The 13,186-nt window shown below is 35.7% G+C and carries 13 protein-coding genes and 2 pseudogenes; 13 read left to right on the top strand and 2 right to left on the bottom strand.

What is annotated here, in order from left to right:
* Nucleotides 1–35 precede the first annotated feature (35 nt).
* The 12 genes and pseudogenes from ABLB96_RS10970 to ABLB96_RS10915 all read left to right on the top strand — a co-directional run bounded on the left by ABLB96_RS10970 (nucleotide 36) and on the right by ABLB96_RS10915 (nucleotide 11,056).
* Nucleotides 36–1,037, top strand: coding sequence for an NADP-dependent oxidoreductase (locus ABLB96_RS10970; protein ID WP_348896655.1), 1,002 nt, complete (start codon nucleotides 36–38; stop codon nucleotides 1,035–1,037).
* A gap of 411 nt (nucleotides 1,038–1,448) precedes the next feature.
* Nucleotides 1,449–1,787 (top strand): annotated as a pseudogene (locus ABLB96_RS10965) (PAAR domain-containing protein); the annotation flags it as partial.
* A gap of 1,094 nt (nucleotides 1,788–2,881) precedes the next feature.
* Complete coding sequence (locus ABLB96_RS10960) at nucleotides 2,882–3,313, top strand: hypothetical protein (protein ID WP_348896654.1); 432 nt, start codon at nucleotides 2,882–2,884, stop codon at nucleotides 3,311–3,313.
* 24 nt (nucleotides 3,314–3,337) lie between these two features.
* Complete coding sequence (locus tag ABLB96_RS10955) at nucleotides 3,338–3,766, top strand: hypothetical protein (protein ID WP_348896653.1); 429 nt, start codon at nucleotides 3,338–3,340, stop codon at nucleotides 3,764–3,766.
* Between the two features lie 152 nt (nucleotides 3,767–3,918).
* Nucleotides 3,919–4,131 (top strand): annotated as a pseudogene (locus ABLB96_RS10950) (TetR/AcrR family transcriptional regulator); the annotation flags it as partial.
* A 568-nt stretch (nucleotides 4,132–4,699) separates the two neighbouring features.
* Nucleotides 4,700–5,125, top strand: coding sequence for a DUF2231 domain-containing protein (locus ABLB96_RS10945; RefSeq protein ID WP_348896652.1), 426 nt, complete (start codon nucleotides 4,700–4,702; stop codon nucleotides 5,123–5,125).
* Between the two features lie 12 nt (nucleotides 5,126–5,137).
* A complete protein-coding gene (locus ABLB96_RS10940; RefSeq protein ID WP_348896651.1) occupies nucleotides 5,138–6,445 on the top strand; it encodes a sorbosone dehydrogenase family protein in 1,308 nt (435 codons plus the stop codon).
* A 348-nt stretch (nucleotides 6,446–6,793) separates the two neighbouring features.
* Nucleotides 6,794–7,051 carry an Arc family DNA-binding protein gene (locus tag ABLB96_RS10935; protein ID WP_348896650.1) on the top strand — a complete coding sequence of 86 codons (258 nt, stop codon included), beginning with the start codon at nucleotides 6,794–6,796 and terminating at the stop codon, nucleotides 7,049–7,051.
* A gap of 163 nt (nucleotides 7,052–7,214) precedes the next feature.
* Nucleotides 7,215–7,784, top strand: a complete 570-nt coding sequence (locus ABLB96_RS10930; RefSeq protein WP_348896649.1) for a TetR/AcrR family transcriptional regulator — start codon at nucleotides 7,215–7,217, stop codon at nucleotides 7,782–7,784.
* A 142-nt stretch (nucleotides 7,785–7,926) separates the two neighbouring features.
* Nucleotides 7,927–8,946 (top strand): MBL fold metallo-hydrolase, encoded by a 1,020-nt coding sequence (locus ABLB96_RS10925; protein ID WP_348896648.1) that lies wholly within the window; start codon nucleotides 7,927–7,929, stop codon nucleotides 8,944–8,946.
* A 199-nt stretch (nucleotides 8,947–9,145) separates the two neighbouring features.
* On the top strand, nucleotides 9,146–9,694 hold the full coding sequence (locus ABLB96_RS10920) for an Rrf2 family transcriptional regulator (RefSeq protein ID WP_348896647.1): 549 nt from the start codon (nucleotides 9,146–9,148) through the stop codon (nucleotides 9,692–9,694).
* 156 nt (nucleotides 9,695–9,850) lie between these two features.
* Nucleotides 9,851–11,056, top strand: a complete 1,206-nt coding sequence (locus ABLB96_RS10915) for an FAD-dependent oxidoreductase (protein WP_348896646.1) — start codon at nucleotides 9,851–9,853, stop codon at nucleotides 11,054–11,056.
* Between the two features lie 91 nt (nucleotides 11,057–11,147).
* Here ABLB96_RS10915 and ABLB96_RS10910 read toward each other — a convergent pair whose 3' ends face one another.
* On the bottom strand, nucleotides 11,148–11,840 hold the full coding sequence (locus ABLB96_RS10910; RefSeq protein WP_348896645.1) for a type 1 glutamine amidotransferase domain-containing protein: 693 nt from the start codon (nucleotides 11,838–11,840) through the stop codon (nucleotides 11,148–11,150).
* 156 nt (nucleotides 11,841–11,996) lie between these two features.
* Between ABLB96_RS10910 and ABLB96_RS10905 the strand changes: the two genes are divergently transcribed.
* Complete coding sequence (locus tag ABLB96_RS10905; RefSeq protein WP_348896644.1) at nucleotides 11,997–12,413, top strand: MerR family transcriptional regulator; 417 nt, start codon at nucleotides 11,997–11,999, stop codon at nucleotides 12,411–12,413.
* Nucleotides 12,414–12,569: 156 nt separating this feature from the next.
* Here the strand turns inward: ABLB96_RS10905 and ABLB96_RS10900 are convergent, their stop codons facing one another.
* Nucleotides 12,570–13,145: a dihydrofolate reductase family protein gene (locus ABLB96_RS10900; protein WP_348896643.1), complete on the bottom strand. Its 576-nt coding sequence runs from the start codon at nucleotides 13,143–13,145 to the stop codon at nucleotides 12,570–12,572.
* Nucleotides 13,146–13,186 lie beyond the last annotated feature (41 nt).

The raw sequence follows: 13,186 nt of genomic DNA, 5'->3' as shown, positions 1-13,186 counted from the left end.
ACATTAAAAAATTTCAAAAAGAATAGAGGTTCCAAATGAAAGCAGCTTATATAACCCGCTACGGCAAGATTGATGATGTACAAATCAATGAACAACCCAAACCCTCTCTAACCGAAAATGCAGTACTGGTTAAAGTACATGCAGCCAGTATTAACCCTTTGGACTTAAGAGTTTTAGAGGGTGAATTTAAGGCAATTCTGCCCGTATCATTTCCTTTTATTTTGGGTAATGATTTTGCAGGTACAGTTGTAGAAGTAGGCCCAAACGTTACCCAGTTTAAAGTCGGTGATGAGGTCTATGCCAAGACCGATTTAAACGGCGCTTTTGCCGAATATACGGTCGTTCAACAATCTTCACTTGCACTTAAACCACAAAATATTTCGATGGAACAAGCAGCAGCCCTACCGTTAGTTGCTTTGACTTCATGGCAAGCACTGGTTGAAATCGCAAAAGTTAAAGCTGGTCAAAAAGTACTTATTCATGCAGGTTCAGGTGGTGTGGGTTCAATTGCAATTCAACTTGCCAAATCACTTGGCGCTACGGTTGCAACCACAACCAGTGACAAAAATAGTGGTTGGGTGAAAGAGCTAGGCGCCGACATTATTATTGACTATAAAACAATGGACTTTGAGCAGGAGCTTAAAGACTACGACGTAGTTTTAGATACACAAGGCGGGAAAACCTTAGAAAAATCACTAAACGTTCTTAAACGCGGTGGACGTCTTATTAGTATTTCAGGACCACCTGACCATGCTTTTGCAGAGGCAATTAATCCGAACTGGTTCCTAAAATGTGTTATCCCGATGTTAAGCTGGTCAATTCGACATAAAGCAAAGAAACGTGGCATTACTTATACATTTTTATTTATGCAGCCGAATGGTCAACAGCTCTCAAAAATTACTGAACTGGTAGAAGCTGGAAAAATTAAACTTGTGGTTGACCAGACCTATGGCTTTGTTCAAATCAAAGAAGCGCTTCAATATGTGAATACTGGCCGATCAAAAGGAAAAGTGGTATTAAATATAGCTGACTATTAAGCATTTGGCAGGCCAAGCTCAACAACGTAATCAGGCACAGCCTCAATTGTTTAAAGCTGATATAAAAAGCCTCGAAATGAGGCTTTTTATTTGTCTAATCTACTATTAATTCAAACTATTTAAATGATTAATATTTAAAAATTATCAATGTGAAATTAGCTAGGAAATATTTCATTATTTACTGTTTTCATTCGATTAAATATTTAAGTAAAACCTTAAGTGTAAACCGTACCAATAGATAGATTTATACTGAATTAAAATAAAAAACTAATTAAAATAAGAAAACAGTTCAAATAGTTAATTTTCTAACTCAATTATTACCATAAGAATTTTCACAATAAAAACTATACAGTTCTGTATACCCCTCTTTGTTATCATTCGGCCCAATTCATGACAATAACAAGGAGTAATATGGCGACCCCATATATAACTATAGGCTGCCCAACATCTGGGGGTGGCAAAGTCATTTCTGGGAACAGTAAGTTTCTAATTGATGGTGTTCCCGTTGCTTGTGTTGGTGATAAAGCTACATGTCCCACACATAAAGTTCTTGCAACCATAGTATCTGGCGACCCATACATGCAAATTTTGGGGAAATCTGCAGCCCGAGTGAACGACTCACTTTCATGTGGTTGCAAATTACTTCCACAACAAAATTTAGTTGTTCAAAATAATAGTGGCGGTGCTGGTAGTAGTAGTTCCTTTAAAAATACTCAACAATCTACACAAGAAAATTTTGTTGAAAAGAAAGACTTTGAGATTGAACTAGTTGATTTAAAAGTTACACCTTTCATTCCCCTTGGCGTCCCTACCTCTGACGGTAAACCATCAAATAAAGAACATTCATTTTTTATAAAAATAAAAAAAGGAATATGTGATGCTATAAGCCTAGAAGTTGAGCAAGATGGAACTTTTGTAGAAGTAAAGAAAATACAAAAAGCTTTTTCTCCTGGTCAGCAAGTTTCACTCACTTGGGATGGCTTTATTAATGATTTCTATAATAGTAAATTTATGACAAAACCATCAGGAGTTAAATTTAAAGTTAAAGGTCATTCAAGTGGCTCAATCCAATGCTCGGATGAGAAAATCTTTAACTTTAAATACTTTAATAAAGATTGGATGGATATTGTTATTAATCGAAAGACAAAACATGTCTTAATAGATTTACGTGTAAATTTTGTCGATGGAGGAGCTGCTGGACTATTTAATAGTCAGTCGGTCCCAATAACACAAATTTCATTATATAGAACGACTCCTTATACAACACAAACAAAATCATTTGATCAACTTTTGCAACTAGCATTCAATGGTATCAATTATTATTGGAGTAGAAATCATACGCATCCGACAGGAAAAAATATAAATATTAATGGAGATAAGTATGAGGTTTTCGTCAAAGCAAAGCTATCGAAAACACAAGCAATGCCTGAGATGAAGCTAACTTTTATAACTAATGTAAACCCAAATGATCTAATGTTCCGTAGTTCCAATTGGGCACTTTCCCGAAAAACAGCTTATATAACAGGATATTTAAAATTTGATCGTGGCTGGGGTTTCTATTCATATGATTATTCTGATAAAAAATTTAAAGAAACGATAGCTCATGAAACAGGTCATGCAATTGTTGAAACATATGCAGGTTTCAATGACTCAGTTACACATCATGGATCATCAAGATACGATCAAAATCCAAAATCAGGTACGACATACCCTCGAACAGGCGAAATAGATTTAATGAAATATGCAGAAGAAGAGCTAAGTTTGATACCAAATTGGAATACTCGAATGGTTGCGAACGAAAAAGACACTATGGGATTGTTATTTATTTCAGGAATTTCTAAACAATGAAAAAATATATTTTGTTTATCTATATCCTTTTATCTTTACTAGCTTTACCAGCTTGTACTAAAAATACTTTATATTTTACTCCAGAAGTAACTGGTTATATTTATGACAGTAAAACTCATAAACCATTAAGTAATCAAAATGGAGATATGGGTTTTAATGGTCGAACTGATAGTGATAATGCCAAAATTAATTTGAAGTCAGATGGTAGCTTTACCATTCCTGCTGTTACAGCAACGTATTACTTTATAAAACCTGATGTCAAGCAATACACAAACTTTCCTTCAGAAATTTTTATAAGTTTTAAGAATTATCAGCCTAAAATTATTGATTATTCAGAGACATATAACCAACAAGTTCCAGAAGATATATCTAGTTTTAGTCATTATAAAAAAATTGACCTAGGTAAAGTTTACTTAGATCCTGAGTAAGCATATTTTAGGGATTTCTAAAAAATGAAAAAATATTTAATATTCTTTTTCCTTATACTCTCGTGTTCAATTGCTTCGGGCTGTACAAAAAAAATATTATATTTAACTCCTGAAGCAACTGGATATCTTTATGACAGTAAAACTAAAAAGCCTCTACACAATGTAAATGGATATATTGGTTTCTATTTACCAGATGAGAAATCAGCAACAATAAAAGTAAGTAACGATGGTAGTTTTACTATTAAACCACTAACAAAAGAATACTTTTTCATTGAACCTAGTTTGGAGGATTATAAAAATCTTCCACCATTAATTTATATTAGCTTTAAAAATTATCAAAATAAAACATTAGATTACTCAGAAAAGTTTAATGAACAAGTTCCAGAAGAAAAAGCTAATTTTGAAAATTATAAAAAAATTGATCTAGGTAAAGTTTACTTAGATCCTGAGTAAGCTCTTACTCAGTCGTATTACTCAATCCTAAAGCCCTTCTTTGAGGGCTTTTTTTCACTTGTACTTCTTATATTTTTATGTATGACTGAGTAATCACTCATTTAAAATATTTGTATATGGCTCGTCCTCGTAGTGAAGATAAATAGAATGCAATTTTAAGCTCAGCTATTGAAACATTAGCTGAGCTTGGTGAACGTGCGTCTACCTCAAAAATTGCTAAAGTTACTGGCGTGGCAAAAGGTACTTTATTTACCTATTTTAGTAATAAAGAAAAATTGCTTAATCAGTTATATCTTTCACTCAAGCCCGAACTGCGTCAAGTCATGATGCTGGGTTACCCTGCTGATTCTGATCTACACACAAAAACATAAAGGCTTCTTCTTTTGACATATCTGCTTTTAAATTAGCTATATACACATCCTGACTAAAATATTTTCCAATTCTTCTTGATATGAATCAAATATAACAAAACTGTTAAAACAGGGTTTTATTTTTAAATTATTTAAGGAAATAAAAAACAACAAAACCTGAAACAATATTTTTAAAACAATTATTTTTTGTTTCAAATGAAGTAATTTAATAAGCATTTAAAATATTATTGTATAATATGTCTAAAAGTATAAAACATAAATTATCAAAATTTCTTTTACAAAGGGTTAACCCTCTATAAAACATATCAATAAAAATATTTAAATCAATAATAAATAAAGAAAAATTTTTAAATCCATATATCAATAATATAAATTTAAGTCAAAAATTCATTAAATTATAACCATAAAATATTATATAAAACTTTATTTCCTATATAAACCGACATCCAAACAAAATAATAAACTAAAGTAACTCACCCAATTAACATTACAAAAAACAAACATCCAAAATATTTATATGAATATATAAAAATAATACTCTTTTTATAAAAAAGGATGGATTATGAAAATAGTAAGATCAAGAACTGGAGTGCTTTTCACCCTTTATTCATTATTAAATCCTATTCCATTTGGTTTTTTTGTTGGAGCTTTAATTTTTGATATTACTTATAAAAATACAGGTGAAATATTATGGGCCAATGCAGCGAGTTGGCTCGTTGTGCTGGGGCTAATTTTTGCCATTATTCCTCGTTTAATTAATTTATTTTATGTGTGGTTTAGACCAATACAAAATATTAGGAAAGCTGAAATAGCTGGTTTTTTTCTTTATGGTTTTGCCATAGTGAGCGGAATCTTTAATGCTTTTATACATAGTCGAGATGCGTATGGGATTGTTCCTGCTAACGTAATTCTTTCTTTCATCACTGTTTTATTAATTTGTATTTATTACATATATGAGTCGACTGCTAGAAATGATGTAAAAGATTAATAGGAAGGGAATATGAAAACTATCTATAAAACCACATTATTTTTTTTAATGAACTTAGCACTATTTGGATGTAGTAAAGAAAACGTTGTTGATCTGGATAAACAGTATGGCGCAAATCCTGAGTTACCAGAAGCCCAAAATTATTTAGTTCCTCCTATGAAAGTTCCACGAGGAGTGGGTTGGGCAGAAAATCAAAAACCAGTTGTGGCTCAAGGATTAAAAATTGAAAAAATTGCCGATAACTTACTACACCCAAGACAACTTTACACACTTCCAAATGGCGATGTTTTAGTGGTTGAAGCGAATAGCCCAGGTGAAGCACCGACTACAACACCAAAACAGCTTATCGCAAATAAAGTTAAAGGCCTTTCGGGCAAAGGTGGAAAAGGGGGCAACCAAATAACCCTACTACGCCCGACTGAAACTGGTGAGTGGAAACGATATGTTTTCCTCAAAAACCTCTACTCTCCTTTTGGTGTACAGCTCATTGGTGACTCTTTATACGTTGCTAATACAAACAACATTACTAAATATCATTATGTAGACGGCTCAACTTCCATTAATGAAACGGGAACGGTTCTAGCAGATTTACCAGACACGATTAATCACCATTGGACAAAATCTCTAGTCGCCAGTAAAGACGGAACTAAACTCTATGTGGGTGTAGGTTCAAATAGTAATATTGGTGAAAAAGGTTTAGCTGTTGAGTATCGCCGAGCAACTGTACTTGAAGTGGATGTACTTAGCGGCGCTAGTCGGATCTATGCAAGTGGAATACGAAATCCAACAGGTTTACAAATAGAACCTGAAACCAATCAACTTTTCGCCATCGTAAATGAGCGAGATGAAATTGGTGGAAGCTTAGTTCCTGACTACTTAACTGCTGTACAAGATAAAGGTTTCTATGGTTGGCCATATAGCTATTTTGGTCAGCACCTTGATACGCGTGTAAAACAACAACGTCCAGATTTGGTTAAAAAAGCAATTAAGCCAGACTATTCATTAGGCTCTCATGTTGCGCCGTTAGGTTTATGGTTTGCATCAGACAAAACAAATCTTGGTGATCAATTTAAAAAAGGTGCTTTTGTTAGTAATCATGGTAGTTGGAATCGAACTCCTTTAAATGGTTACAACGTCGTGTTTATCCCATTTATAAATGGTAAACCAACAGGAATTCCTAAAACTGTAGTGAGTGGTTTTTACTCTCAAGATCAAAAGAGTTTATACGGTGCGCCTGTAGGCCTTACAGAAGATCGCTCAGGGGCTTTATTGGTTGCAGATGATGTCGGAAATATAATCTGGCGAGTAAGCCATCAATAATACGCTCATTAAGTTGAGTAAAAGTTGTAGGCTCAAATTTATGCTGTCATTTATTTTTATTGAATTGGCAGCTTAAGTTTGGGCAATATTTTAAGATGAGATATGCAAGAATAATCTCACCCTCATGCGATCATGATTACATCCTTTCTCCACTTCAATCTTTTTTATTCGTGATAAGCTGGTTTATAGCCACAAATTCCAATTTCAAATATTTAAGTTAAAAATATACTATGTGATTAATTTCTTATTTAGTAAAAACAATTATATACTGCTTTTTAACTAAAATTGTCCTACCATTCAGTTATCTTATTTTAAAAACTAATAAAATATTACGGAAATAGATTAATTATGAAAAGCATCAATGATAGTGAACCTATATTTACGCAATATAGTTTACGTTTATCTAATGAACTGCGGGATAAGCTTAAAAGTAATGCTAAAAAGAATGACCGTTCCCTCAATAAAGAGATTATAGCAAGGCTTGAACAGTCACTAATTTTAGACCAGTGCCCTGAATGTGTTAAGTATTTACAAACAGTTGAGGGTCATAAAAATATATTTGAAGAACAATATAAATTATTTGAGGAGTTGAATAAAATTAAGTGAATATCGCATCTCCTTGGTTATTCAGCAAAAAAGGAGCTGTTTTTACACTTCCAGCTATATTGAAAGAAAAGTTTCTAACATTGTACCCTCCTAATTTTTCTTTACTTGCACTTCTCAAATTTTTATGTATGATTGAGTAATCACTCAATTAAACTATTTGTATATGGCTCGTCCTCGCAGTGAAGATAAACGTAATGCAATTTTAAGTGCTGCTATTGAAACATTAGCTGAGCTTGGCGAACGTGCGTCTACCTCAAAAATTGCTAAAGTTGCTGGCGTGGCAGAAGGTACTTTATTTACCTATTTTAGTAATAAAGAAGAACTACTCAACCAGTTATATCTTTCACTCAAGGCCGAACTGCGTCAGGTCATGATGCTTAGTTACCCTGCTGATTCTGACTTACAAACGCAAATGTCACATATCTGGCAAAGCTATTTGGACTGGAGTTTAGAAGCTCCCCTTAAGCGTAAAGTGATGGCGCAGCTTTCAACCTCGGAACAAATTACTGAGCAAAGCAAACAAATTGGCATGCAAACCTTTTGTGATCTCACCCAAAACATTCAAGAACGTATTAACGATGGAAAACTACGTGATTACCCGCCGTTATTTATTGCTTCAATTTTAGGTGCGATTGCCGAAGTTACACTTAATTTTATTGCCCAAGCCCCTTCTCAAGCCGAGCGTTATCGCGAATCTGGCTTTGAAGCGTTTTGGCATGCTGTTTCAATATAGATAAAAGAATAAGGATGCATGGCGTCTTTATTTTTAAATCAATTAATGAGTGAGTAAATACTCATTTAACTAAATTAAAATAAGTACTTAGCCCAAGTTCTTATTTGCACATATAGGTTTGTTCCAATAAAGGAAAAACAAGATGACTATTTCAAACACTACAGAGTTTCCTTCTCCCTTAATGCCATCACAACAGCATAATGGCAAATTTAGAAATACGCGTCCGAATCAACACAAGCCTTCTTTTGGCAAAACGCTTCAACTTATGTGGAAGTTTCTATTTAACAAGCCAAAAGACACCGTACCTAATAAAGAGATTCCAGTTTTAAGTTTGTCAAAAGAACAACTTTTAAGTGCACCTGATCGCTCTTTATTTCGTTTAGGGCATTCAACCATTTTGTTAAAACTGCGTAATGAATTTTGGTTAACCGACCCCGTTTTTTCAGAGCGTGCTTCACCTTTTCAGTGGATTGGCCCAAAACGTTTTCACCAACCACCAATTAGTATTGCTGACTTACCACCGATTAAAGGTGTGATTTTGTCGCATAATCACTACGACCACCTCGACTACCATGCAGTCATGCAACTTAACGATAAAGTTGAGCATTTCTTAACGCCGCTTGGTGTGGGTGACACCCTTATTAAATGGGGAATTCCAGCAGAAAAAATTCAACAACTCGACTGGTGGGATACCACCCATGTAGAGGGGCTTGAACTGGTTGCTACCCCTGCCCATCACTTTTCAGGCCGCGGTATGAGCGATAGCAATGCAACCCTTTGGGCTTCGTGGGTAATTATTGATAATGACTTACGTGTATTTTTTAGCGGTGACACTGGCTATTTTGACGGGTTTAAAGAGATTGGACACCGCTATGGCCCCTTTGATTTGACCATGTTAGAAACTGGCGCTTATGACCCTGAATGGCCCGATGTTCACATGCAACCAGAGCAAACTTTACAAGCACATATCGATTTAAAAGGACGTCATTTGTTGCCTGTGCACAATGGTACTTTTGACTTGGCGCTCCATGCTTGGGATGACCCATTTGAACGTATTGTCGGTTTGGCACATGAACATAAGTTAGCGATTAGCACGCCCCAGATGGGTGAAGTTTTAGATCTAAATAACCCAAATGTCAAAAATTATTGGTGGCGTTCGTAAGTTTTTCGATAATTTTTTTAAATTATTTATATCGTTCAATTTTACTTTAAAGGTATTTAAAATCAGATACATACCACCTACTCCTCCTCTTTATAATACTTTCAAATAAAACTAAGACTAAATTTGTCTTAGTTTTATTGTTGACTTAAAACACAGACTGCATTAGTCTGTGTTTGTAATTGATCAATTATGAAATTAAATGGCTTATATCACTAGTAGCGTCGAGTATGCGATTCACTGTCTTCTTTTTCTTGTGAACAATGAAGATAAACCTTTGAGTAGTAAAGATCTTGCCGAATTACAAGGAGTATCTCCGAGTTTTATGGCCAAGATTTTTCCTAAACTTGAAAAGGCTGGACTTGTTGTAGCACAAGAAGGTGTTCGAGGCGGCTATTTACTGGCTCAATCTGCTCACGAAATCAGTTTTTTGGATATTGTGAATGCAATTGAGGGTGAAAAACCGCTTTTTGAGTGCCAAGAAGTTCGTGGTAAATGTGCAGTCTTTAACAATGCCCCTCCCGATTGGGCAACCAGTGGTGTGTGCGCAGTACATGCGGTCATGCTACAGGCTGAAAAAGCCATGCGAGATGCTTTAGGTACTCATACACTTGGCGATATTGCAGACCGTTTTGGCCGTTATGCTCCCGATGTGTTTTTTAGTGATGTAAATGGTTGGATCAGTGAACGCATTGAAGGAAGAACAGCAAAAATGCGAAAAAGTAAAATATCACGGGATACGCCCGACTAATAAACTGATAGGGCCTCACCCCTAAAGTAAACTCCCCTCATCCTTTTTAAACGCCTTCTCAGATTTTTTCGGACAATCAGAGAATGGATTCGCTCACCCAAAATTTTGTGATGAGCTGGAATATGTTGTCCGAAAACTTATCAAAAGGATAATCAAATGAGTAAGCGTATTATTATTGCAGGTTCTGGCTTTGCTGGTTTATGGGCTGCCCTTGCTGCACAACGGGCAATTCACTTAGCATCGCAAGATCAAAACATTGAAGTAGTGATGGTTTCCCCTAGTCCAAATGTAGATATTCGTCCTCGTCTTTATGAAGCTGTACTTGAAAATATGTACCCTGATATTTCAGAGTTATTAAGTGTAGTTGACGTTAAATATGTGGCTGGCTGGGTAAATGAAATTGATGCTACTGCCCAAAATCTTGTGATTACCACAACTCAGGGCGATAAACAGACTTTAAGCTATGACCGTTTTATTCTGGCAACTGGAAGTACGACATTTATGCCACCTATACCGGGACTTACCGAATATGGTTTTAGCGTAAGTACATTAGAGGATGCGGAAAAATTAGACCAGCATCTTAAAAACCTAGCCAATAAACCTGCAAATGCAGCTCGTAATACTGTAGTTGTCGCTGGTGGCGGCCTGACTGGGATTGAAACAGTGACCGAAATGCCTGAGCGTCTGCGTAGCATTTTAGGTGAAACTGATATTCGTGTGGTTTTAGTCGATTCATCTGAAGAAATTGGTGCAGCATTGGGTGACGAAGCTGCGGCTGTCATTCGTGAAGCTCTCGAGGAACTTGGTGTTGAAGGTAAAGCTGGGCTACGCGTTACTGCACTTGATGCTTCTGGTGTAACCCTTTCTAACGGCGAAAAAATTGAAGCAGAAACGGTTATTTGGACTGCGGGCATGCGAGCAAACTCACTTACCTCTCAAATTGCAGGTGAAAAAGATAATTTAGGCCGTATTTTAGGGGATGCTTATTTACATGCACCTGAAGCAAAAAATATTTTTGTGACGGGTGATACGGTAAAAGTTCCAACCGACGATGTAGGTAATTTTAACGTGATGTCATGTCAGCACGCGATGAGCTTAGGCCGTGTAGCGGGTTACAATGCTGCGGCGGAATTGGTTGATTTACCACTTCATGCCTATAGCCAACCAAAGTATGTGACTTGTGTCGACTTAGGCCCATGGGGCGCACTTTATACTGAAGGATGGGATAGAAAAGTTCAATTTGTACGTCATGAGGCGAAAAAAATTAAACAAGAAATTAATACGGTTTGGATTTATCCACCAGTTGCAGACCGTGAAGCTGTTTTTGCTATAGCAAATCCTGATTTCGTAATTGTTCCTTAAAATTGGTTTTGCGAAACCAGATCATTTTATTTAAACACCCTAAAAGCAAAGCCGTCGCTGGTTTTGCTTTTAGGTTTTTTGAGTCATTAAGTTATGACTTTTCTAACTCTTCTATAATCGCTAGAGCCGTTTTTTTAGCAGAAAACGGGTTTTGTCCCGTAATTAAGTTGCCGTCCTGAACCACATACGGTGCAAATGGAATGAAAGCTTTTTCATAACGAGCGCCATTTTCTTTAGCGAGCTCTTCGGCATTGTATGGGACTTTTTTTGCAACCCCAGCCAAAACCTCTTCACTCCATGCAAAGCCAGTTAACTTTTTCCCGTCTATAAGTCGTTTACCATTTGAAAGCCTGACATTGAGCAAGCCGCAATAACCGTGGCAAACGCTTGAAACAATGCCACCCTTTTCATAAATATTTTTGGTGATTTCTTGCAGTTCAGGATTATCTAAAAAGTCCCACATAACACCATGACCGCCTGTGTAATAGATCACATCATAATCTTGCCAATTAATATCTGAAGGCTTAAAAGTATTTGCTAACAGCGTAATAAATGCTTGATCTTTTTCTCGGTCTTTAACAGATTTATCAGCCACTAAAGGCACAAGCGATTTAGGTTCAATCGGGGTTTTGCCACCATTTGGACTGACAATGTCTTGCACGTAACCTTGCTTTTCAAATTCATCATAGGCATGAGTGAGCTCACCTAACCACAGCCCGGTTTGTTGATCTACATCCTTATAGCGTGAAACATTGGTCACGACGTGTAATATGCGTTTAGACATTTTCTCACCTCATTTTTCATATTTATAATTCTATTCTTTCGTCTATCAAAGCATAGAAAATTGTTACTGAAAGTGTGTGCTTGGTAAAGTTATGAACCTTGCTTTTATGTTACTATAAGTCTAAAGTTAGCTTGAATGTCAAGAGAGTATGTGGCTATGAATATTAGCGAGTTATCTAAACTAAGTGGTTTAAGTACCCCTACAATTCGTTACTATGAGCAAATCAAACTCTTGCCTAAAGCAAAAAGAAAATCGAATGGCTATCGAGAATATACCGATAACGATTTAAAACAGCTTTCTTTAATCCAGCAAGCCCAGCAAGTCGGCTTTTCTTTAGCAGAAATTAAATCTTTTTTGCCATCGAAAGTTGCCGTTTGGGATCATGATGCACTCATTCAAACGATTGAAACCAAAATTCAGGAAATAGAACTTTTAGAACAGAAACTTAAAGTAAGTAAGCAAAACTTACATACCATGATTAATGCGATCAATAATAAACCCGATGAAATTACGTGTGAACAAAATGCAGAACGCCTCATGAATCTTTATTTTGACAAAGTAAAAACACCATAGTTTTTAAGTTCAAATAGAGTTAACTGCTCTCATGTTGTATATAAAATATGTATTGGTATCTACTAAGCGTGTAAGTAGCACCTCATGAATTTAAAAAGACGAATTACAGCCCCATTTTGTAATTCGTCTTTTTCCTACAGATACTATAGAAAAAAATCAGCCAATCTTTTGATAGTGAAGACCAATTGCACCCGAAGCAAAAGTTTTATTTTCAATAAGTTTAAGATTAGTCTTTTCTTGAATACCTTGGAATAGTGGTAAGCCACTACCAATCAGCACGGGTGATACCGTAATTTTATATTCATCAATTAAATCAAGTTGCATTAGATAGTGTGCAAACCGTGGACTCCCCAAAATCACCATATCCTTGCCCGGTTGCTGTTTGAGCTTATTAATTTCTTCTTCAACATGGTCTTTTACAAGTCTAGAATTATTCCATTCAACTTTATCTAGAGTGGTTGAAAAAACAATTTTTTCTGTCTTTTCAATCCATTTCGCGTGGTTTCGCTCATGCTCCGAAGCTTCTGGGTTTGAAAGCATAGTTGGCCAGTAATTATGCATCATCTGATAAGTCGCACGTCCCCAAATGACCGTGTCAGCAGTACTCAAAATTTCTTTGGCATGGTTAGCCAAATCGGCGTCGTAAGCAATCCATCCGATGTCCATTGCTCCATTTGGACCTTCCACAAAACTATCAAGCGATGCATGTAGAAATAATATGAGTTTTCTCATTATTCTGATTCCTTTGTTATGAAAAAAATTTATCGCTTTTT

The sequence above is a fragment of the Acinetobacter sp. XH1741 genome, from assembly GCF_041021895.1.
GTDB lineage: Bacteria > Pseudomonadota > Gammaproteobacteria > Pseudomonadales > Moraxellaceae > Acinetobacter.
Note: the sequence above shows the minus strand (reverse complement) of the source record. Positions and strands in the feature narration are given on the sequence as shown.